Source organism: Bacillus sp. IT-79MI2, from assembly GCF_949768135.1.
Lineage (GTDB): Bacteria > Bacillota > Bacilli > Bacillales > Bacillaceae_G > Bacillus_A > Bacillus_A pseudomycoides.
In genome coordinates this window covers 18,939-41,010 of the sequence record NZ_CATKPV010000052.1, presented here as the reverse complement: position 1 = coordinate 41,010, position 22,072 = coordinate 18,939, and the positions used below count along the sequence as shown (strand labels likewise).

Here is a 22,072-nt window from a genome sequence, read left to right as displayed (position 1 = left end):
TAAAGCAGAATGGGCGATTTATTTTTAAAATTCTTGATGAACTGGAGACGTAAAACAAAAAAACAGGCCGCATTCAATTATGCGACCTGTCTTGTTTATCAATAAGGACTATTTCTTACCAATAACCAACCCAAACACCGTTACTATTGAACTTGTGCCATTTGTTATCAATAAATACCGGGCCTGTTCTCATATCACCAAAAGAAGCATCGAGGTAGTACCAGCTTCCACCAAGTTTTAACCAACCTCTGTGTTCTGATCCATTTTGGTTAAAGTAGTACCAGTAATTGCCCGATTTTTGCCAACCGGTTTGCATAGCACCAGTGTTATCGAAGTGGTAATATACCTTGTTTATAGAAACTCTTCCAGTTTTCATTTCTCCGCCGTATGAGTCAAGGTAATACCATTTTCCGCCAGTAGATAGCCAGCCTGTTTGTTTTACCCCATTATTATTTAAGAAATACCAAGAGCCATTAATTTGCGCCCAACCTGTTTTCATAGCACCAGTGTTTGTATCAAGATAGTAATACGTATATTTTCCTGTTTTGTTATCTTTGAATGAAATCCAGCCTGTCTCCATAATTCCGTAACTGCCAAGGTAATACCATTTTCCGCCAGTAGATAGCCAGCCTGTTTGTTTTACTCCATTATTATTTAAGAAATACCAAGAGCCATTAACTTTCGTCCAACCTGTGTGCATTGCTCCCGTGCTTTCATTTAGATAGTAATATGTATATTTCCCTGTTTTTTTATCTTGAATGGAAACCCAGCCTGTTTGCATAGTTCCATAAGAGCTAAAGTAGTACCATTTACCACCAATAGATGACCAACCTGTTACCTTTTTCCCATTTTTATAGTAGTACCATTTACCCTGTTGTTTTACCCACCCTTGAGCTTGAGTAGCCTTACTTACACTTGCAACTTTAGGAGTAGCAGTAGAATTTTGAATCGTCTTGTTTTCTTCTGCATGAGCAATAGCTGGAATTAATAGTGCAGTAGAAAGTACAGAAGTAGCAATCATCTTTTTCATTTTATTTCCCTTTTTCATTCTCTTTCCCCTTTTCAAAATAGATAGTTTATATTATTTTACCAATTTTATCTAACAAATTAAATGTTTTTTTGTAATATATATACAAATAAATAAACAGATGGTTATGAGCTATAGATTGTTATAAACAAATTACTAGATAATTTTTTAAAATTATACAAGTTTGATAGCGTTCTAAAATGCGCTATATGTTTTCATGAAATGATAGAAATCTCTCATTTTTGATGCTTTGAAAGCATAAAAAACAAAGCAGGTCGTATTTAATCCCGCGGCCTGCTTTACTTATCGATAAAGACTATTACTTATAATTAACAAATCCAAACACCGTTATCATTAAAATAGTACCAGTTGTTATCAATAAATTTTTCACCTGTTACCATTTTCCCATAAAAGTCGAGGTGATACCAGCTTCCATTTTGTTGTACCCAGCCTTTAGCTTGGCTGGCATTACTTACATCCGTAATTTTAGAAGCAGTAGCATGTTGAATCGCCTTGTTTTCTTCTGCATGAGCAATAACTAGAATGAATAGCGCAGTAGAAAGTAAAGATGTAATAATCATCTTTTTCATTTTTTTCCAAAAAAAATATATTCTGTACCATTTTGCCAAGTAAATCTATTAAATTAAATGTTTTTTAAAGGTCCATATATATGATTGAATTGTAAGATTATTACGAAATATATATTACATCTTTCTTTACTTTGAAATTCACCATATGTTTCCGTTAAATTATATATAAGAGATCCCCTAATGATCTGAGGTGAAAAACATGATTATAATTAGTACATGCTTAGCTGGCATTGCTTGTCGTTATGACGGAAATGACAACCTAATCTCAGCAATAGAAGAGCTATTACAGAAAGAGGAAACCGTCCTTGTTTGCCCAGAAGTATTGGGAGGTTTACCTACCCCCCGTCCATCAGCAGAAATCATCGGCGGCAATGGGGACGATGTACTAGATGGTAAAGCAAAGGTGATGGATAAAGACGGGAACGATGTAACAAAATTTTTTGTTCAAGGAGCTTATCAAGCTTTGGAAAAAATAAAAGATTTAAATCCCGAATATATCATTTTAAAAGAGCGAAGTCCGTCTTGTGGTAGTTCTACTATTTATACAGGAGAATTTAACGGAAATAAACAAGAGGGGTACGGTGTGACAACAGCATTGTTTAGACGACATGGCTTTACAGTAATTTCAGAAGAAGATTTTGAAAACAAATAAAGGATTTGACCTAGAGGTCAAATCCTTCTTCATTATTTCACGCCTAATTTTCCTTTCACTTTTGCAGGAAGCTCGTCTTTCTTTACTTCTTCCCAAGCTGTTACACCTTTTTTATCAGAATAATATACGCGTAAAAATGCTTCTTTACGAAGGTTCTTATTAGCTGTAAATTCCATTTCTTTTTCTTTACCTTCTTTATCGAATGCAGGTAATTTATACTCAAATGATTTGTATGTGCGACCATCATCAGCTTTACCTGTCTTTTCCGTTCCATCAACTGTAATTTGAACGTAGTACTCATCTTTTCCCATACGGTTCAAATCGCAACCAACTAGAAGGCTAGCAAATACAACTAAAATACTAAAAAGTGCAATATATCTTTTCACGTCATTCACCTCATGTGTTTTTTATTATGTTGTTATCATAATCTCTTTTTGCTTGAGGAGAAATTCAAAAACATGACATGAATATTACACTTTTGTAAGATTAAGCACTGAAAAAACAAAAAAGATAATCAACTACTGCAACTAGTCGATTATCTTCTTTTTTGTATATCAACAAAGTTTTCGTATCCTAATTAGGAAGCCGATTTATTAATTGTATAACGTTGTTCAATACGTTGTTCAATTTTTTCCATCTCTTGTTTATCATTCAATATCTTTTGTTTATTTTCTTGTACCAATTCTTTAAACGATTTATGAAGTAATTTACAATGTTTGTTCGCCATAATCATTTCTCCTTATTGTCTGTGCAATCACAGATATAAAATAAAATTTTCCAATCACCATAAATTTTTTGTCTTTATTTGTCGAAAAATTATTCTTAATTCAAGAATACTATAACTTCCGAGTTTTTAGACCTATTTGTTTGAACATTTTGTGAATTTAATAAAAAAAGAGCGTCCGTCTTCGGACACTCTTTTCCTTTATAGCGAATTAAATAAGCGTTTGATTAAGTCTGCAAAACTCAATCATATCTCGATACGAAAAGCATTACATTAGCACTCTTCCGGCTTACCAGCATTCGACGCCGTACGGAAAGATGATCCACATCCGCATGATGCGATTGCATTCGGGTTATCGATTGTGAACCCGCCGCCAAGCATAGATTGCTTGTAATCAATTTTTACTCCTTTTACAATCGGAGCACTTTCTTTATCAATAACAAATTCAACACCGAAAAACTCAAGAACTGTGTCGTCTTCATTTGGTTCTCTTTCAAATCCTAGACCGTAAGAAAGACCGCTACATCCACCGCCATGCACAGCAAGGCGAACGTATTTCTCCCCATCTTCAGCATCTTTTAACATATCTTTAATTTGAAATGCTGCTTGTTTTGTTACATCAATCATGAAATCCACCTTCCTTTCTTCTATCTTTCTATTATACATCTTTACGCTTCTATCTTGTACTCATACACTCCGCGGCAAATTACTTCTGCTGGACCTTTCATCAAAACGTTTCCTTCTTCTGTCCAAGCAATCATTAAATCGCCACCTGCTAAATGAACCGTAATTTCTTCACCACGCTTCATTTTTTCATTTAACACTGCTGCCACAACTGCTGCGCATGCTCCTGTTCCACACGCCTGCGTTACACCTGATCCGCGTTCCCAAACGCGGAAGTTCATTTCATTGTCATTCACAATTTCAATAAATTCAACATTTACGCGTTCCGGGAACATTTCATGTGTCTCAAGTACCGGTCCTAATGTTGTAAGCGGAGCTTCTTCCACATCATCAACAAAAATGACCGCATGCGGATTTCCCATTGAAACAGCAGTAAACGCATAGCGATGATTATTGTATAGGAAGTCTTCACGAATAAACGGTGTTTCTCCCTCGCCAAGCATCGGTAACTCTGCACGAGTTACACGAGGTGCTCCCATATCAATTTTAGCTAATGTAACGATACCGTCTTCTACTGTCACTTCAGCCGTTACAATTCCAGCCATTGTTTCTATTGTAAAAACGGTCTCTTCTACTAGTTTATGCTCATACGCATATTTCGCTACGCAACGCAGTCCATTCCCACAGCTTTTTCCTTCTGACCCATCATTATTAAACATGCGCATTTTTACTGGTGCTACTTCAGACGGACAAATTAAAATCATTCCATCTGCGCCAATTCCAGTGTTGATATTCGACACTTTTTCCGCTACAAGAGATAGTTCCTCTTCTGGAATTTGCTCTTCAAACATATTTACATATATATAGCTATTCCCAAGACCATGCATTTTTGTAAAAGAAAATTTGTTCATCCTCATTCACTCCAAAAAAAATTTGTTGTTTTAAGTATAAAATGCATGCTTTTGGAACACAATAAGAACGTCCCCCGTTTCTCATATTTGACAACGTTTTGATGGCTTTTATATAAGAGCCGTTCTTACACAAATTGTGTAAGAAAAAAGCCCTTCTCGGAAAGGGCCTTTTTTTATTTCACACAAACATTCCTGCAATTGCAGCGCTCAATAAGTTAGCAAGTGTTCCAGCTACAATTGACTTTATTCCAAATTTCGCAATATCACTACGACGGGTTGGCGCCATTCCCCCAAGTCCCCCAAGTAAAATGGCAACAGAAGATAGATTCGCAAATCCGCAAAGTGCAAAGGTAATCATTGCCATTGTTTTCTCTGAAAGTTTCCCCATATAAGGAGCAAAATCAGTAAACGCTACAAACTCATTTAAAATTAACTTTTCTCCAATAAAACTTCCAGCTGTAATGGCTTCTGCCCACGGTACACCAATGACAAACGCAAGCGGTGAAAAAATATATCCTAATATAAGTTGTAGTGATAGATCTGGATAACCGAAAAGACCACCAATCCCACCAACAATTCCATTCAAAAGAGCGATGATGGCAATAAAAGCAATTAACATTGCCCCAACATTTAAAGCAAGTGATAATCCATCAGCTGCTCCGCGCGCTGCGGCATCGATGACGTTTGCTGGTTTTTTGTCACCATCTTTATCATCGTCTTCATGCTTATTATGTACTTCTGGCTTATCTGTTTCTGGAAACAATAATTTTGCCATAACAAGTCCAGCAGGTGCCGCCATAACGCTTGCCGCTAATAAAAACTTAAGCGGCACGCCAAGCGCAGCATATCCAAAAAGCGTTGAGCCTGATACAGATGCTAATCCTCCCACCATCACCGCAAACAGCTCTGACTTTGTCAGGCGTGGCATGTATGGTCGAATCACAAGCGGAGCTTCTGTCTGTCCTAAAAAGATATTCGCTGTTGCAGATAACGATTCGGATTGACTAGTCCCTAGTAGCTTTGCTAGTGCACCACCGACAATTCGAACAATCCATTGCATAATTCCTAAATAATATAAAACAGCAATAACCGATGATAAGAAAATTAAAATTGGCAGCACCCGAAACGCAAATACGAATCCAGTTGTTTTCGTTGGGTCCCCTAAACTACCGAATAAAAATAAAATACCAGCATTCGCAAAATCCATAATCTTTTGCACAAACTGCGTTACCTTCTCTAAAACCATTCGCCCTACATCCCACTCTAATACGATAAAGCCAAATAATAACTGAATTGCGAGTCCACCAAATACAGTACGCGGCGAGATTGCTCTTTTATTATTTGAAAGTAAATAACCAATTAAAAGAATAACGATTATTCCACCGAATCCCCAAATAATATTCATTCTGTCACCTCTAAAGTTCAAATTCTTTGTTAGCATTTCCTCTAAAAGAATTTTTACTCTGGTGAAACAATTGAACTCCCCCACCTTCACTTCGTTTAGAGGAGGGAGTCTTCTCGGTTAAAATGATAAAAAAGACGTTGCTTATATGCAACGCCTTAAAACATTGGGTTTTCATCTAAATAATCGTATACATTTTTCACAAGCTCTTCTACCGTTGCACCTTGTACGACTTCCCCGTTTACAAGTGCAAAAGGCCCTTCAAAACAAATGCCACAATATCCCAGACAACCGTACTCCATAACATCTAAATTTGGATCTTTTTCAAATTTTTCTAGCGCTGCTTGTGAGCCACTCGCAAGATTACCTACACAAAATTCGATTAATGGCTTAATCAAAACAATCCCCCCTGTATCTCCAAAAAATAAATCTATAATATGAAAACTAAGCTGTTTCTTGTTGTTTTAATTACACCTAATAAAATATTTAGCTACTTTACTGTTTCATTTCGAATCAAAAGATCTTCTCTATATAAATCCATGTTGATTTCCCAACATACAGTTCACTGCTATGAAAACAAAAAAAGATCTCCACTCATTTCCTCCTTCTGGTTTCACACCGCATGGGGCCAACAAAGGCACTGACCGCTTCTATCCATCGGCGGACGCTCTCTCCAACCTAAAAGAAAGGGTTTCTATCGTTTTTTTATCTACATATTGATTTCCCAGCATACAAACTACTGCTATGAAAACAAAAAAAGATCCCCACTCATTTCATCCTTCTGGTTTCACACCGCATGGAGCCAACAAAGGCACTGACCGCTTCTATCCATCGGCGGACGCTCTCTCCAACCTAAAAGAAAGGGTTTCTATCGTTTTTTTATCTACATATTGATTTTCCAGCATACAAATTAAAACAGTTTGTCCACTTTTCTTCTTATTGTACAACAGAGTACACATTCATGCATTGTTATTTGTTCACAAATTCGATATAATTTGAGTGAGTAAAGTCAAAATATTTTTTCAATATATAATTGTATGATTAGGGGATATTTCAACAGAAAAGGGGTAATCCATCATGAAACACCTCGTATTACTGGGTGGCGGCTACGGTGGAATGAGAATTCTACAACGGCTTCTTCCAAACAATCAACTCCCAGATGATGTCCAAGTGACATTAATCGACAAAGTACCATACCACTGTTTTAAAACAGAATATTACGCATTAGTAGCGGGTACAATTTCAGAAACACATATTCGCATTCCGTTTCCAGAACACCCGCGTCTCAACATTCAATATGGCACTGTAACGAATGTTGACATTGAAAACAAAGCCGTTCATCTCGATGGCGGTGAAGTTGTCGAATATGATGACTTAATTATCGGTCTTGGCTGCGAAGACAAGTATCATAATGTTCCGGGGGCGAAGGAATATACACATAGCCTTCAATCAATTGAACAAACTCGTAAAACGTATGAACAATTAAATAGTTTAGAACCAAACGCAACGGTCGCTGTTGTCGGTGCTGGTTTAAGCGGTGTTGAAGTTGCAAGTGAACTTCGTGAAAGCCGTTCTGATTTAAAGATCTACTTATTTGATCGAAAAGATCGCATTTTATTCCCGTTCCCAGAAAAATTAAGTAGATACGTAGAAGAGTGGTTCGTAAAGCATAATGTTACAATTATACGAAACTCTAACATTACGAAAGTAGAACCAAACGTTGTGTACAACCATGACGAACCGCTTCAATGTGATGCAATCGTATGGACAGCTGGTATTCAAGCAAACGAAGTTGTTCGAAACCTTCCAGTTGAACAAGATAGTAGTGGTCGGATTGTATTAACAAAATATCATAATATTCCAAATGATGAGCATGTTTATGTTGTAGGAGATTGCGCTTCTCTTCCACATGCCCCATCTGCACAGCTTGCTGAGGGCCAAGGTGAACAAATTGTCCAAATATTATTAAAACGTTGGAACAATGAGCCCCTTCCTGATGAACTACCTGTTATTAAATTAAAAGGTGTTCTCGGTTCTCTCGGTAAGAAACACGGATTCGGATTATTAGCAAATCAACCATTAATGGGACGAGTTCCTAGACTTCTCAAGTCGGGTATCCTTTGGATGTATAAATATCATAATGGTTAAAAAACAAGAGCTTATCGCTCTTGTTTTTTTCTATTTTTCTCCTTTTTTGATACGATATGAATATGTAAGTACAAATTGAAAAACCGGAATAAAACCTAATCTTTAGATGGGAGAGAGCATCTAGCCATGCATAGAAGCGGTTAGGGCCTTTCCCTGCCCCATGCCATGTTAAAACAAAGGGAGTAAACGAGTGGAGATCCGCTTTTGTTTCCATAGCCGCGTTTTATATGTTGGAAAATCAAGATGGGTTTATATAGAATCCCTGATTAACACACCTGGTATATTAATCCAATTTAAGGATATTATAGTAATAAATCTTTAGATTTGTATCGTTCTATAATGGAGGTATCGGTTATGTATTATGTTAAACTAATTCAGGGACAATCCTTCTATGCTTTTGATCATCGCTTCTTGCTAGATCAAGAAGAACAAGTTACACAAAGAATTTTTAAATACCTGTGCAAAAATGAGTTTTTCGAAGTACGTAAAGACGAGAATACTTCCACAGCATAATAATGAGTAGCTAAGTAGTGTGTACGTTAAGCACTAACAAATCCCTTTATCTACAAACTGAGCAGCCATACTATTTGTAGTATGGCTGCTTTTTTATCCTTCCCATTTCCTCCGGCACTCCTCTATCCCACTAAGCAAATACTTCTTCGTCATATCTGCCCGCTTCCAAATGGAAATCATTCGTTTTGCTCTCTTATTATGACGCATCCGCTCTACCTCTTGTAACAAAGGCATCCATTTTTCACTAGACGCCCTCATCATATATTGTAATCCCTCATCTTTTGAAACAATTATTTTATGCTCTAATGTATACAAAATGCGTCCCATCGTTACAACAGCTGATTCTACCCATTCTTCAATTAAAAATAAATATGGCCGTGATGCTTTTTTACTCCAGTACTGTTCTACATTATATTTCATCGTTTCTACCACATCACTCCATGGCGTCTGAAACGGAAGCTTACTTGCTTCCTCCCCAATTACAGTAATCCCTTGATTTTTTAACGTCCACCACGTTACAGCATTCACATCCCAATGTCCTGTGTGAGCTTTTCCATCTGCACAATAGACATACTGCAGCATTTCCTCATTGTATTTCCCTAAATCAGCAAGTGGAATATACATACCGTCCATTCGTCTTCCTAACATGCTTTTACTCAATTTTTTGTGTAACTCAATTATTTGTATGTTCTGGGTTTCACTGACCGACTCTCTCGTTACTGTAACAAAATCAACGTCACTCGTTTCTAAATGAAATGCTCCTAATGCAATTGAACCATATACATATACTCCAATTAATTGTTCGTTTAAAAAAATATCTTGTAATCCAATCACATATCGCTCCATTAAGACCTTTACTTCTTCTGGAAGTCTATGTTTCACTACCCCTTTCACACGCATACCCCCTTGATAAGATTACCTATAAAGGTTATTTTTTCCACATAAACATATAAGAGAAGCCTTTGCTACCGCAAAGACTTTTTTGTATTATAAATATTTCTCGATTTCTTCATATACGTCCTTCAAACGAGGATTCCCTTCTCCAACGATTTCACCGTTTACAAGAACAACTGGATAAAATAAATCCTCTTCAATTACACGCTCTACGAAAGCTTGCTTTTCTGCATCTTCTTGCTCTTCTTGAATATCAACGTATTCAAACTTAAATTTATCATCTTGACCTTCATATTTACGACCAATTGCCGCTTGTAGCCATTCAAATGTTTCAGTCGAAGACGGCATTCCAACGCAGCTCGCACAAATTACTTTTGCCCCATATACTTGAACATTTACCATTATTTCTCCCCCACTTCTCTGTTCTAACAGTACGATTCGGTGACTTTCCTCATAAGCACATCTCTTTACAAGCTTAATTCTTGTCCTCTATACTGAAAAAACACATTGTAAACATGATACAATATTTCGACAATAAAACAAAAACAGAAAAAATAGATTTTCCCCTGTATCTTGATTATAATAAAATGGATGAAAGGAGTCGATAAAAATGGAAAACCCAAATATGCAAGAACAAGTACTAGAAGTATTAGATAAATTACGTCCGTTCTTACTTCGTGATGGCGGTGACGTTGAATTAGTAGATATTGAAGAAGGTATTGTAAAACTACGCCTTATGGGTGCATGCGGTAGCTGCCCAAGTTCTACAATCACATTAAAAGCTGGTATCGAACGCGCACTACTTGAAGAAGTACCAGGCGTTATCGAAGTAGAACAAGTATTTTAAATTTAAAGCGGTAGCGGCTCGCTTAGAATTGCTTCCACTGGATAATTTACAAAAAAAGAGACCACTATGGTCTCTTTTTTGTAAATTCGTATTAAGATAACCAATCCAACTTTCGAATTCCGAGCTTATCAACAGGCAAGCGAAGAAATTCATAAAAATGCTTCATAAATTGCTCTGAACGGTTCACATCGTGTAAAATGTCTTCTAAGCGATCTCGATACATACTTTTTTGTTCTTCATTTCCCGTCAGATAGTACTGTTCTACCGTTTCAAAGTAGCGAAGTGGAAAGAGAAGACGCGCAAATAATAGACGCCAGCCAAAAGAAGAAAGTGCATAATTTTTCTCATAATCCGTTACAAACTGAAAAATTGTTTGTTCCCAATCTTTCTTCTTTTCCATCGATACATATCGAATCCATTCCGCCAAATCTCTACTTGGATGATCATATACCCAATCGATGGGGATTTTTAATTTATTAGTTTGCTGCCATAATAAAGGGGTACAGCGTTCTTGACAGATTGTTGCTGCATCGGCAAGCTGAGGTGTATCATCTATTTCTGTATCAACAACATATTGAATGGCATTTTCAGCAATGCCTAAATAGTATGGGAAAGACTCAATAAATAGTTGATCAAATACATCTGATGGCTGATTCATAAGTTGTGATTGCCAAAATCGCTCTAATTGATCGAGCCTTTTTTCCCACAACGACTTCCATTCACCAATGCGACTTAATTGTTCTATTTCTTCTGGAAAAAAAGCGCCTCGTTTATGGAATAAGGAAAGCTCACTACCTAACGAAGTAGCATGTCGTTCAAGCAAACGCATACCTTTTAATAAACAGTAATTTTTTTCTTCTATCTCACTTACATAGTAACCGTGCACCGTCGGGACGAAAGTCGCAACAGTAATATCCCCTTGCTGGTTCATATAATCGCTTAATTTTTTCATTTCAACAAGTACATCTTCCTCCATATTTCCAATCGGAAGAAGTACATAAATTTTATTGCGAATCCAAAAGCTTTTATAGGGGCCAAGGGGGATTAATTCTTTGACATGCATTTGATAATGCTCATAAATATGCTGAATCATCATAGTCGCCACCTATGGTTTTTCTTTATATATATGAGCTTGTGCTCGCCTTTCATTCCTATGCACATGATAAAGCAGTAAAACGTATACAAATAATAAAAAGAAAAAAAGGTGATAACATGAAAGAATCAAATCAACTACAAGAAAGAGCATTACAACTTCTACAAGAACGTGGTGTAACAATCGATGATATTGCGGAGCTTGTTCATTTTCTTCAAAAGAAATACCATCCAAATTTAGAGATGTCAGAATGTCGTTACAACGTAGAACGTGTATTATCCAAACGCGAAGTACAAAATGCACTCATTACAGGAATTGAATTAGATGTCCTTGCCGAAAAAGGAATGTTAAGTGAACCATTACAAGATATCGTAAAACGGGATGAAGGATTGTACGGAATTGATGAAGTCATCGCACTTTCTATCGTAAACGTGTATGGCTCTATCGGCTTCACAAACTTTGGATATATCGATAAATTAAAACCAGGTATTTTAGAATACTTAAATGATAAATCAACTGGGAAAATCCATACATTCCTTGATGACATTGTTGGCGGTATTGCCGCTGCCGCTTCTAGTCGTTTGGCACATCGTGCGGAGCATGGGGAATAAAGTAAAACAATAGTCAGCATAATTTTACGTAATACTTTCAGCTGAAAATGTTATAGAAAGCATAACGGACCATGTGAAAAAATCATGGTCCGTTATGTTTTTCTTTCTTTTCAAGATTTTTTCATACACCTATTATTTTTTTATTTACACGAATAAACAGGAATAGTCTAAAAAGTAGCGAATGAATAAACTTAATGGTTCTGTTTGATTGGGATCTGAATATTAGTTAAAGATATGCGAATTACATTCCTTTCAGTAATAAAAAAAATGATTCAATAACAGGAGGAGCAACTTATATGGATAATATTTTAAAAGTATCATCAAAATCCAATCCCAATTCGGTTGCAGGTGCCATTGCCGGTGTATTAAGAGAAAAAGGTAGTACAGAAATTCAAGTAGTTGGAGCTGGTGCTTTAAATCAGGCGGTTAAAGCCGTTGCTATTGCAAGAGGATTCGTAGCTCCTAGCGGCATTGACCTTGTTCTCATTCCAGCATTTACAGATATCACCATCAATAACGAGAAAAGTACAGCAATCAAATTAATTGTCGGCCCTAGAAAAATTAGATCGTAGAAAAAATAATAGCTTATCATTCAAACCATCCATACAAAAATTATGAAAGAACATCCCCACTCAACTGCATTCTTTTATTAGATTCATAAATACCAATTGTTAAATGATATATGAAAAGACTGATAACAATCAGTCTTTTTCCTATTGTATCAATTCTTCAGTTTCTCTTCTTCCTACAGGAATATGTCATCAAAATAAACTCTCTTCCTCTATCATCAAAAGTTTTTTCTGCTACAAAACCTACCTGTTGATATAACCTTATTGCACGTTTATTAAAACCTGCAACACTTAAACGAAGTCTATCCGGTTGGATTTGCTCTTCCGCCAAATCTATTCCAGCTTGCAAAAAGGCTTTCCCCAGCCCCCGCCCCGTTAGCTCTGGCTTCATTCCAAGCCCAATATCTACAGTATCTTCTCCCACGTATAACTCCGCATCTCTTCCCCCTGGCACTTGTGCGTTTTCACCAAAACAAAAATAACCTATTAATTCTCCATGTTCATTACAACAGCCATAATATGTACCATCTAATAGTTCTTCTATTGTCTCTTCACTGCCTGAAAAGCTGTATAACGAATATAGTTCCTCATACTGCCATGTATTGATTTCTTTTGCTTCTGCCTCTGTTAGTTTGTGTATATTCATTTTTCTTCTTCCTTTCAAAAAAACAATTTCCTAACAAATTTCTACATTTATCTTATTATCTCACTTTGTTTTTGAAAAGTTTGTAATTTTTTAAAATACTAAATTGGAAAACTTTTCTTAGCATGTTACGATTGGATTAACTATTCTAAATGAGGTGAAATCAAAATGCCCCTACAGTTATGTAAAGGACAAAAGGTAGATTTAACAAAAACAAATCCTACATTAACTCATATAAAAATAGGTCTCGGCTGGAATCTTCCTACAAATTCAAATTCACATGCATTCGATTTAGATGCGGCTGCTTTTTTATTAGATGCAAATGGACGCTTAACAACAACAGACCATATTATATTTTATAAACAGCAATCTGCTTTACAAGATGCGATTACACTTTCATCAGACAATCGTACAGGAGCTGGATCTGGCGATGACGAGGAAATTTCCATCTCCCTTTCCAAACTTCCATCTCATATTGAACGTATTATTTTCACTATTACGATTCACGAAGCACAAACTCGTCTGCAAACATTTGGACAAATAGCTCACTCTTACGTCCGCATTCTAAACTCCGCAAACAATGACGAAATGTTCCGCTATAATCTGGAAGAACAATTCTCATCCGAAACTGCACTAATCGCCTGTGAAGTCTATCGTTACAAAGGAGAATGGAAATTTGATGCCATCGGTCGCGGTGTGCAAGGCGGGCTTATCGAACTTTCTAAACAATTTGGTTTATCCCATACACCACCTGATTTTTTTGCAAAGGCAACCGCTGCACCTTCTCCTATTTCAAAAAGTATTAACCTTTCTAAAATTGAATTAAAGAAGTCTGGAGATACGATCAACTTACAAAAAACGGACAAGCCTCTTGGCGAAATTGCAGTGAACTTAAACTGGGGTAAACAAAGTACACCAAAACAAAAAGGATTTTTTTCATCCTTAACTGCAAATAGCTCCCCTCAAATAGATTTAGATTTAGGCTGTTTGTTTGAATTTAAAGACGGTTGGAAAGGCGTTGTACAACCACTTGGAAATATATTTGGTTCATTTTATAACGAGCCTTACATTCACTTAGATCAAGACGATCGCACTGGTGCTTCAAATAAAGGAGAAAATTTACGTATTAACGGAGACATGATTCATGAAATAAAAAGAATATTAATTTTCTCTTATATTTATGAAGGTGTAGCTAACTGGTCACAGGTTGATGGTATTGTCACATTAAAACAGGAAAACGGCCCAGATATTATTGTAAAAATGGATGAGCACCGTAACGGTTTCAACACATGTGCAATTGCAATGCTCGAAAATGTAAATGATGAGACATTCAAAGTACAAAAGCTTGTGAAATATTTTAGAGGGCACCTAGAAATGGATCGGCATTACAAATGGAACATGAACTGGGTCGCAGGTTCAAAATAAGGTGGTGACAACTTGAAGCATTTTTCCTATCTGTCTTCTGAAGAAAAGAAAAAACTTTTCTATCAAGAGCCAATAAGCTTTTCCAAAGATATCACAAAAGAACAATTGGCTTACGCATTAGGTGCTACTCTATACACACCTGGTACAAAGAATACAATTGCAGTGGATATTGCCGCGAAAAAGCACGAAGGTGCTACATCAATCGTACTTTGTTTAGAAGATTCCATTAGTGATGGAGATGTGAAACTTGCCGAGCAAAATGTCGTCATACAAATGCAACTACTGGCTCATATGATTGATGCAAACAGGCTTCTTCCATCAGACGTGCCACTTCTCTTTATCCGGATTCGTGAACCGAAACAGATGCGTTCACTCATTCATGAACTAGGTAGCGCCGTTCATTGTATGAGCGGTTTTGTCTTTCCTAAATTCACACCTGCGAACGGAATGTCTTACATTCATGAACTACAGGATATAAACGAAACATATTCACTTTCACTTTACGGGATGCCTATTTTAGAGTCTCCTGAAATTATTTATAAAGAAACTCGTATTGATACGTTACTAGCAATTAAAGCAATCCTAGATTCTTATCGCACTTTCATTTTGAACGTACGAATTGGTGCCACCGACTTTTCTGGCATATTTGGCATTCGCCGAAATAAAGATACGACAATCTATGATATTGCTGTTATTCGTGATTGTATTTCTGATATTATCAATATTTTTTCTAGAAAGGCAGATGAATACGTTATATCTGGTCCTGTGTGGGAGTACTTCGGAAACAAGCAGCGCGTACTAAAACCACAGCTTCGGCAAACACCGTTCCGTAAATCATTCGGAAGCGCTGGAGTAACAATGCGTGAGGAAATGCTTCATCGTTATGAGGACGGGCTCATTCATGAAGTATTGCTCGATCAAGCAAATGGATTAATTGGAAAAACGGTGATTCATCCTTCTCACATTAAACTCGTACAAGCCTTGCACGTTGTAACACTAGAAGATTATTTAGATGCAAAAGCTATTTTCGAAGGTGCTCAGACGTATAACGGCGTTATGAAAAGCAGCTTTTCTAACAAAATGAATGAAGTGAAGCCACATTATAATTGGGCGCGTAAAACACTTCTGAAATCTAATATTTATGGGGTGCTACATGAACAACAAACTTTCTTCGATCTCCTTACCGAAAAGTCAAAACAAAACGTACACGTACCACATTTTAAATAAAATAACAGTTTATATAGATGTGCTACATAATCCATATTTATTATCGCCAGATCAACTGTTTCAAATGGCCGCAAGAATGAATAAGAACCGCGGCTTTTTATTTGTGAGTACCATTTTAGGAAAACATCTTCCTGTTCTACCTGCAATCTCTTTAGCTGGAGGCTGTGCTCTTGCCGCAAGATATATGGAAGTGCTACATCGTACAAATCATCCATATCAAAAAGAAATTCTTAACCTGATTTCTTCTAAAGACAGTACCAATAATGAGCTAGAGGCAATTCTCCAGTATCAATTCCCTCTAGAAAAAGAAGTATTATTTATCGGATTTGCAGAAACAGCTACCGCATTAGGCCACTCGATGTTTCAATGTTTTCAAAATGCAAAATATGTTCATACAACAAGGGAGATGATCTCACAAATCGATCCTATCATTACATTCGAAGAGGAACATTCTCACGCAACATCACATCGTTGCTATGTGGACAAAAGCTATTTTCAAAATGAACAGCCCATCGTCCTTGTGGATGATGAAATGACAACAGGAAAAACCGCACTTAATATCATTCGATCTATTCAAGAAAAGTTTCCAAGAAAAGAATATATTATTGCTTCTTTATTAGATTGGCGCTCAGATGCGCATCGAAAACAATTTACAGAACTCGAGCAAGAACTTGATATTACGATTCATGTGATTTCTCTATTAAGCGGTTCAATCGACGTAATTGGTAGTCCTGTTACTACTTCTTCTTCACATGATGAAACATCCTATAAATCAATAGAGTCTAAGATAGAAAAACATATGATTTCATGTCCTATTTTACCTTATACATCTATAAACCATGATGTCAGTTACATAAACTACACAGGACGTTTTGGCATTTCATCCGATGATCAAAAGTGTATCCACTCTTTTGCTAAAAAGATTGGTCATGATTTAAAGAAAAATCGAAAAGGTCAACAGACACTCTGCTTAGGAACTGGCGAGTTTATGTATCTTCCAATGCGAATCGCAGCTGAAATGGGAGAAAACATTTCCTATCAATCAACAACACGAAGTCCTATTCATCCTTACGCGGGTGATGTACAATACGCTATTCACAGTCATTTTCCCTATGAAAGCCCTGAAGATAAAGCAGTTACAAGTTATTTTTATAATATCCAGCCTGGGGACTACGATGAAGTCTTTCTTTTTATAGAGCGTGATTTACAGGAAGATGCTTTCCATCCCCTTCTTACACAATTACAAACAGTTATTCCGCTCATTCATATCGTTTCATTTAAAGGTTTAGTAGAAAGTGAGGGTGAAGAAATATGACCGAGCCCAAAACATTACAGCTTATCGGTAGTTATGCGAAAGAGGATGCTATTTTTCTATTAAAAGATATTAGTGATGTCATAGAAGAAAGCGTAACAGAAGAAAGAGAACGAGCAATTCAATCGGGCACACATTACTCTGAAATGCTTCCAATTGAATATAAACCATCTAAACCTTATATGGATTTATTTTTCGCTTCACTCGAGCAATACAAACGTAAGCTAGCCATTGCGGCCGGTGTAGTAGCCGAGCAAATTATAAAAACGAAAGGAAAGAATCTTGTTCTTGTTTCACTAGCGAGGGCCGGTACACCAATAGGTGTTTTAATAAAACGATATATTCGTTATCAATATAATCTTGACTTGCCGCATTATTGCGTTTCTATTATTCGGGGGCGCGGCATTGATGAAAATGCCCTTCATTATATTTTGAAGCACCATCCAAATCAAACGATTCAGTTCATTGATGGCTGGACTGGAAAAGGTGCGATAAAAAAAGAACTACGCCAATCTGTGCATACATTTAATGAAAAGAATCATGAATATATTTCAGACTGCATGGCAGTTCTTGCTGATCCGGGCCATTGTACTTCTATATATGGAACACGAGAAGATTTTCTCATTCCAAGCGCTTGTTTAAACGCGACCGTATCAGGGTTAATCAGCCGCACTGTTTTAAATGAAACTTATATTGGTCCAAATGATTTCCACGGCGCCAAATATTATCGAGAACTAGAAACAGAAGATTTATCTAACTTCTTTATTGAAAAAATCACAGCGTTATTCCCTTCCATTAGCGCTGACGTAACAACGCAACTAGAACACATTATTGCTACCTATACAGAACCATCTTGGCAAGGTATGCAAGACATCGCCTCTATTCAAAAGCATTTTGGAATAGAAAATATAAACTTAATTAAACCAGGAGTTGGAGAAACAACGCGTGTTTTACTAAGACGAGTACCATGGAAAATTTTAATCCAGGGTGAAAACAATCCAGATTTAAAGCACATTTTACTTTTAGCAAAAGAAAAAAATGTTCCAGTAGAAATCTATAAAGATATGACGTATTCGTGCTGCGGACTCATCAAACCCCTCGGGAGGAAAACTTCATGATTTTTGCAAGTGATCTTGATCAAACGCTCATTTATTCTCGGAAATCATTTCGCGCTTCTATAGACGATGAACACATTCAGCTTATCGAGACGTTAGATGGGAAAGAGATCTCTTTTATTACACACAAAACCATCTCTTTATTAAAAGAACTACAATTACAAGCAAAATTCGTCCCAGTTACAACACGAACCATTGAGCAGTTTCAGCGTATTACGTTATTTCAAACAGAAGTCATTCCGGAATATGCGATTACGAGCAACGGCGGCAATATTCTTCACAATGGCAAACAAGATAGCACTTGGAAAAACATACAAACAAAGCGCTTAGTAGCATGCATGGAAAAAGAAGATGTTCTAACAGAATTTCAAAATATTTCTCATGAAGAATGGGTCATTTCACAAAAAACAGCTGATGATTTATTTCACTACTGCATCATTAAGCGTGACAATATTCCATACGACGAATTACACTCATTCACCACTTGGCTCGATAAACAAGGATGGACTCATTCATTGCAAGGCAGAAAATTATATTTTGTGCCAAAGCCTGTGAACAAATGGGATGCTGTTCAGTATGTACAAGAAAAAGTCCAGGCAACAACCATCATTACAGCAGGAGACTCCTTGCTTGATTTATGCATGCTTGAAGGAGCAAATCATGCAATCGCACCTCTTCATGGTGAACTTGAAACAAAACAAGGGAGTTTATTACCCCATATTGTAAGAACAAATGAAATTGGTATATATGCAGCGGAGGAAATTGTCAGTAAAGCACTTCAAATGGTCCATAGTTCTCTTCCTACTGCGTAATCTATACATACTTCAAGAACCGGCATCTTTGTTACATGATAAAAAAAGGAGCGATTATACTTGAGTACAATTACTTTAAGAAAAGAAGCAGTACGCGTTGTATTAGAGAAAAAGAAATTAACAGGCGTTGTCGCAAAAGTTGCGCTCGTATTAGACATTTCTGGGTCTATGCGAACACTTTATAAAAACGGTACTGTCCAAGAAGTTGTTGAACGTGTTCTTGCTGTAGCAAGCCAATTCGATGATGATGATTCATTAGATATTTGGGTGTACGATAATGAGTTTTCAAGATTACCAGCCGTTACCGAAAAAGATTTTGCTGGTTATGTTGAAAAACATATTTTAAATAACACTTCCATTCATAAATTTGGCCGAAATGATGAGCCACAAGTAATGGAAGATATCATAAAAAAATATACGGTTGAAGAAAAAAGCGCAGAGCCTGCCTTTATTATTTTTATTAACGATGGAGGCTGTAAAAAAGGAATCCAAAAACCGGTTGTATTCTCTTCTAACCAACCGATTTTTTGGCAGTTTGTTGGAATTGGAAACGGCAAATTCGACGTTCTTAGAAAGCTAGACGAAATGGAAGGGCGTTTCATTGATAATGCAAACTTCTTCTACATTCGCGATATCGAAAAAACAACAGATGAAACGTTGTATAACAATTTGTTGAATGAACTTCCGATGTGGATAAAAGAAGCGAAGGAGAAAAAGGTGATACTTTGAAAATAGGAGAAAAGATACGTCAAATCCGGATACATCGCGAAATGACACAAGGGGAATTAGTAAATGGAATTTGTTCTATTCCATATTTAAGTCGAGTTGAAAATGGAACGGCAAAACCTTCTCATTCTTTTTTAGAGAAGGTTTCAGCCAAACTTAATATGAGCCTTGATTATCTCATGGAGCAAAATAGCACTAATTTTGAGAAAGATATAACAACAATTACTACCAAATATAAAAAAGCGAATGTATTAACTGAAAGTGAAATCTCTTTTTTAGAGTTACATACTCGGGAAATGCATCCACTCCCAATTCTTTTACAGATTTTCGGTGTACTACTCCATTATTACGCTCGTACTAGCTCACCAAAAAAAGGTGATTCCATTTATCAACAAGCAATAAATTTAATACCTAATCGGCCAAATCAATTATTTGCTGAAGATTTTTCCTATTATTACATAGCATGTGGTAATTATTTTTATATGAAACAAGATTTTATTAAAACAAATGAATACTACGAGCAGGCAAATCAATTATTAACTATGGAAGAGAACTTACAAAGGGCTAATTTATACTATAATATGAGCCTAGTTAAACAACGTCTCATTAAAAACCAGAGTGTGAGCCGGAAGTATTCAAAAAAAGCATATGAAATATATAGCAAGTTAAATAACAAAGTTTTCATATCAAGTACGCTTATTACAATTGCTGTACAATACCATCTCGATGAAAGATACGAAGAATCCTTACAATACTTAAAAGAAGCTGAAGGATATGTAAAAGAACTTCACAATCCTGCTATGTATTTTGCAATGATTTATTACAATTACGGAAGAGTGTATCAAGGATTAGAAAAATTCGATACAGCAATTCAACACCTCAACCGTTCCTTGAAAATAAATGTAGCAATCAATCAGCAAGAGTCAAATATTTACGCATTGCGAAGTCTCATTGAAATTTACTTACACTTAAAAGAATGGGAGCAAATCAATAAAGTCATGCCGGAAGCCATCAAAATCTTAGAAGCTTACGATATGCCTTCTGTGTACATCGAAATTCATGCATATAAAGCGCATCTCTATAAAATTCAAGGTGACTCTTATAGCTACGAGAAAGAAATGCAAAGAATTATTGATTTTGGAATGGATAATAGACAATATATACAGGTAAAAAAACTAGCTACTGAATTAGGGGATCATTTTTATGGATTGCGTGCTTATAAATTAGGAGCAAAATATTTTAAAATCGCCTTACAATGCGACCTTGATATAGAAGATTTTCAAAACAACTTCTAAAATGACAATTCCCCTCTTTGCATACAATCAAAGAGGGCGAAAATTATAATTAAAAAACAACACTCTTCTGTTTCACCCTCTGTAAACAATTCTCTTCCCTAGGAGCTATTTCTACCGTAATTAACCCATAATAATAGGCCCGGATTCCAATTTCTACACGATGATGAATGTTCCACTTTTCCTTAATTGAAGCAACTAGCTCTCCTACCCTGCGCCGACTAATATACAGCGTTTGAGCAATTTCTTTATCTTTCATTCCTTTTGATACAAGAATGGCTACTTCTTTTTCTTTTGCACTTAATCTGACACTCATTTTTTCATTCTCCTTCCTCTATTCCTCTCGATTTACAATCCATTGACATAAAAAAACGGGAGATAGATTGTTCTCATATAATAAAACATCTTCCTTAACAGCAATTTCAAAAGAACATGTTAACTCACCGTGAATATCCAAAAATTTATTTATTCTCTTAACCATATACATAAGCACTTTTTCTACCTCTTCATCTAATAATCGCTCAAGTCTACTATGCTGGATTGTATAGCCGATTGCTAATGTTGCAACCTCATTTTGAAGACGATCAACATCACAAATATACATGAACTCATCACAAACAAAATTCATTGTATATATCCCTGGAACATAAATACTTTGAACTGCTACAGGGTTAGAAATAATAAGAACGGGAACAACAGGAGAATTGGTTAAATCGATTTCTTTAAATGCTTCATACAACAACTGAGCCAAAATATTAATATGGACATTCAATACCTTTCCATCACCTTTATCATGCAATGAAAAAAGTTTGTCTGAAATAATACGCTGATACAATCTAACCGTCTGTTCGTTTCTAATGAATAATTCGTTATGAATCATGAATGGATCACCTCCACTTTCAAGTCCTTACTATT

General features: G+C 36.2%; 27 protein-coding genes. 13 read left to right on the top strand and 14 right to left on the bottom strand.

Going from position 1 to position 22,072, the window contains the following annotated elements; translation table 11 throughout:
• Positions 1–115: 115 nt before the first annotated feature.
• Positions 116–1,048, bottom strand: coding sequence for an N-acetylmuramoyl-L-alanine amidase family protein (locus tag ACM6HU_RS10470; RefSeq protein ID WP_016112350.1), 933 nt, complete (start codon positions 1,046–1,048; stop codon positions 116–118).
• Positions 1,049–1,356: 308 nt separating this feature from the next.
• Entirely contained in the window at positions 1,357–1,617 is a 261-nt protein-coding gene (locus ACM6HU_RS10465) for a hypothetical protein (protein WP_016132161.1), read from the bottom strand.
• Between the two features lie 199 nt (positions 1,618–1,816).
• Between ACM6HU_RS10465 and ACM6HU_RS10460 the strand changes: the two genes are divergently transcribed.
• Entirely contained in the window at positions 1,817–2,269 is a 453-nt protein-coding gene (locus tag ACM6HU_RS10460) for a DUF523 domain-containing protein (protein ID WP_414848131.1), read from the top strand.
• A 32-nt stretch (positions 2,270–2,301) separates the two neighbouring features.
• Here ACM6HU_RS10460 and ACM6HU_RS10455 read toward each other — a convergent pair whose 3' ends face one another.
• The 6 genes from ACM6HU_RS10455 to ACM6HU_RS10430 form a co-directional block, all read right to left on the bottom strand.
• The gene (locus ACM6HU_RS10455) at positions 2,302–2,655 is read right to left on the bottom strand and encodes a YxeA family protein (protein ID WP_016112353.1); all 354 of its coding nucleotides are present in this window, start codon (positions 2,653–2,655) and stop codon (positions 2,302–2,304) included.
• A 191-nt stretch (positions 2,656–2,846) separates the two neighbouring features.
• Positions 2,847–3,002 carry an FbpB family small basic protein gene (locus ACM6HU_RS10450; protein ID WP_077295370.1) on the bottom strand — a complete coding sequence of 52 codons (156 nt, stop codon included), beginning with the start codon at positions 3,000–3,002 and terminating at the stop codon, positions 2,847–2,849.
• Between the two features lie 264 nt (positions 3,003–3,266).
• Complete coding sequence (locus ACM6HU_RS10445; protein ID WP_016112355.1) at positions 3,267–3,620, bottom strand: HesB/IscA family protein; 354 nt, start codon at positions 3,618–3,620, stop codon at positions 3,267–3,269.
• Between the two features lie 41 nt (positions 3,621–3,661).
• Entirely contained in the window at positions 3,662–4,528 is an 867-nt protein-coding gene (gene dapF / locus ACM6HU_RS10440; RefSeq protein WP_016132163.1) for a diaminopimelate epimerase, read from the bottom strand.
• A gap of 178 nt (positions 4,529–4,706) precedes the next feature.
• Complete coding sequence (locus tag ACM6HU_RS10435) at positions 4,707–5,933, bottom strand: NupC/NupG family nucleoside CNT transporter (RefSeq protein ID WP_016112357.1); 1,227 nt, start codon at positions 5,931–5,933, stop codon at positions 4,707–4,709.
• Between the two features lie 155 nt (positions 5,934–6,088).
• Positions 6,089–6,328 (bottom strand): YuzB family protein, encoded by a 240-nt coding sequence (locus ACM6HU_RS10430; protein ID WP_000595023.1) that lies wholly within the window; start codon positions 6,326–6,328, stop codon positions 6,089–6,091.
• Between the two features lie 679 nt (positions 6,329–7,007).
• On the opposite strand from ACM6HU_RS10430, the gene ACM6HU_RS10425 reads away from it, so the two are divergent.
• Positions 7,008–8,078 (top strand): NAD(P)/FAD-dependent oxidoreductase, encoded by a 1,071-nt coding sequence (locus ACM6HU_RS10425; protein WP_016112358.1) that lies wholly within the window; start codon positions 7,008–7,010, stop codon positions 8,076–8,078.
• A gap of 354 nt (positions 8,079–8,432) precedes the next feature.
• Complete coding sequence (locus ACM6HU_RS10420) at positions 8,433–8,591, top strand: YqbF domain-containing protein (RefSeq protein ID WP_016112359.1); 159 nt, start codon at positions 8,433–8,435, stop codon at positions 8,589–8,591.
• Positions 8,592–8,684: 93 nt separating this feature from the next.
• Here ACM6HU_RS10420 and ACM6HU_RS10415 read toward each other — a convergent pair whose 3' ends face one another.
• Both ACM6HU_RS10415 and ACM6HU_RS10410 read right to left on the bottom strand, forming a co-directional pair.
• A complete protein-coding gene (locus ACM6HU_RS10415) occupies positions 8,685–9,491 on the bottom strand; it encodes a nucleotidyltransferase domain-containing protein (RefSeq protein WP_077295368.1) in 807 nt (268 codons plus the stop codon).
• An 87-nt stretch (positions 9,492–9,578) separates the two neighbouring features.
• Entirely contained in the window at positions 9,579–9,887 is a 309-nt protein-coding gene (locus tag ACM6HU_RS10410; RefSeq protein ID WP_016112361.1) for a YuzD family protein, read from the bottom strand.
• Between the two features lie 208 nt (positions 9,888–10,095).
• Between ACM6HU_RS10410 and ACM6HU_RS10405 the strand changes: the two genes are divergently transcribed.
• Positions 10,096–10,332 carry a NifU family protein gene (locus ACM6HU_RS10405; RefSeq protein WP_000431179.1) on the top strand — a complete coding sequence of 79 codons (237 nt, stop codon included), beginning with the start codon at positions 10,096–10,098 and terminating at the stop codon, positions 10,330–10,332.
• Positions 10,333–10,423: 91 nt separating this feature from the next.
• Here the strand turns inward: ACM6HU_RS10405 and yutH are convergent, their stop codons facing one another.
• Positions 10,424–11,425 (bottom strand): spore coat putative kinase YutH, encoded by a 1,002-nt coding sequence (yutH, locus tag ACM6HU_RS10400; protein WP_033670849.1) that lies wholly within the window; start codon positions 11,423–11,425, stop codon positions 10,424–10,426.
• 119 nt (positions 11,426–11,544) lie between these two features.
• Between yutH and ACM6HU_RS10395 the strand changes: the two genes are divergently transcribed.
• Both ACM6HU_RS10395 and ACM6HU_RS10390 read left to right on the top strand, forming a co-directional pair.
• On the top strand, positions 11,545–12,036 hold the full coding sequence (locus ACM6HU_RS10395; RefSeq protein WP_016112363.1) for a phosphatidylglycerophosphatase A: 492 nt from the start codon (positions 11,545–11,547) through the stop codon (positions 12,034–12,036).
• 296 nt (positions 12,037–12,332) lie between these two features.
• Entirely contained in the window at positions 12,333–12,608 is a 276-nt protein-coding gene (locus tag ACM6HU_RS10390) for a stage V sporulation protein S (protein WP_003201532.1), read from the top strand.
• Positions 12,609–12,765: 157 nt separating this feature from the next.
• Here the strand turns inward: ACM6HU_RS10390 and ACM6HU_RS10385 are convergent, their stop codons facing one another.
• Entirely contained in the window at positions 12,766–13,251 is a 486-nt protein-coding gene (locus ACM6HU_RS10385) for a GNAT family N-acetyltransferase (protein ID WP_077295366.1), read from the bottom strand.
• 165 nt (positions 13,252–13,416) lie between these two features.
• Here ACM6HU_RS10385 and ACM6HU_RS10380 point away from each other — a divergent pair, with 165 nt between their 5' ends.
• From ACM6HU_RS10380 to ACM6HU_RS10350, 7 genes are read left to right on the top strand one after another with little or no spacing between them, the layout of a single operon-like run.
• Positions 13,417–14,673, top strand: a complete 1,257-nt coding sequence (locus ACM6HU_RS10380; RefSeq protein WP_016112365.1) for a TerD family protein — start codon at positions 13,417–13,419, stop codon at positions 14,671–14,673.
• A 12-nt stretch (positions 14,674–14,685) separates the two neighbouring features.
• Positions 14,686–15,900: an HpcH/HpaI aldolase/citrate lyase family protein gene (locus tag ACM6HU_RS10375; protein ID WP_016112366.1), complete on the top strand. Its 1,215-nt coding sequence runs from the start codon at positions 14,686–14,688 to the stop codon at positions 15,898–15,900.
• Positions 15,827–17,215, top strand: coding sequence for a phosphoribosyltransferase family protein (locus ACM6HU_RS10370; RefSeq protein ID WP_077295364.1), 1,389 nt, complete (start codon positions 15,827–15,829; stop codon positions 17,213–17,215). The genes ACM6HU_RS10375 and ACM6HU_RS10370 overlap by 74 nt, the downstream gene beginning before the upstream one ends.
• Positions 17,212–18,330 carry a cysteine protease StiP family protein gene (locus tag ACM6HU_RS10365; protein ID WP_098116784.1) on the top strand — a complete coding sequence of 373 codons (1,119 nt, stop codon included), beginning with the start codon at positions 17,212–17,214 and terminating at the stop codon, positions 18,328–18,330. Before ACM6HU_RS10370 ends, ACM6HU_RS10365 begins: the two co-directional genes overlap by 4 nt.
• Positions 18,327–19,139, top strand: a complete 813-nt coding sequence (locus ACM6HU_RS10360; RefSeq protein ID WP_016132166.1) for an HAD family hydrolase — start codon at positions 18,327–18,329, stop codon at positions 19,137–19,139. Before ACM6HU_RS10365 ends, ACM6HU_RS10360 begins: the two co-directional genes overlap by 4 nt.
• Positions 19,140–19,199: 60 nt before the next feature.
• On the top strand, positions 19,200–19,868 hold the full coding sequence (locus tag ACM6HU_RS10355) for a vWA domain-containing protein (protein ID WP_016132167.1): 669 nt from the start codon (positions 19,200–19,202) through the stop codon (positions 19,866–19,868).
• A complete protein-coding gene (locus ACM6HU_RS10350) occupies positions 19,865–21,160 on the top strand; it encodes a helix-turn-helix domain-containing protein (protein ID WP_016132168.1) in 1,296 nt (431 codons plus the stop codon). The genes ACM6HU_RS10355 and ACM6HU_RS10350 overlap by 4 nt, the downstream gene beginning before the upstream one ends.
• Before the next feature lie 49 nt (positions 21,161–21,209).
• On the opposite strand, the gene ACM6HU_RS10345 is transcribed toward ACM6HU_RS10350, so the two are convergent.
• Together ACM6HU_RS10345 and ACM6HU_RS10340 are read right to left on the bottom strand one after the other, a co-directional pair.
• Entirely contained in the window at positions 21,210–21,473 is a 264-nt protein-coding gene (locus ACM6HU_RS10345) for a response regulator transcription factor (RefSeq protein WP_016132169.1), read from the bottom strand.
• A gap of 18 nt (positions 21,474–21,491) precedes the next feature.
• Positions 21,492–22,037, bottom strand: coding sequence for a hypothetical protein (locus tag ACM6HU_RS10340; RefSeq protein WP_016132170.1), 546 nt, complete (start codon positions 22,035–22,037; stop codon positions 21,492–21,494).
• Positions 22,038–22,072 lie beyond the last annotated feature (35 nt).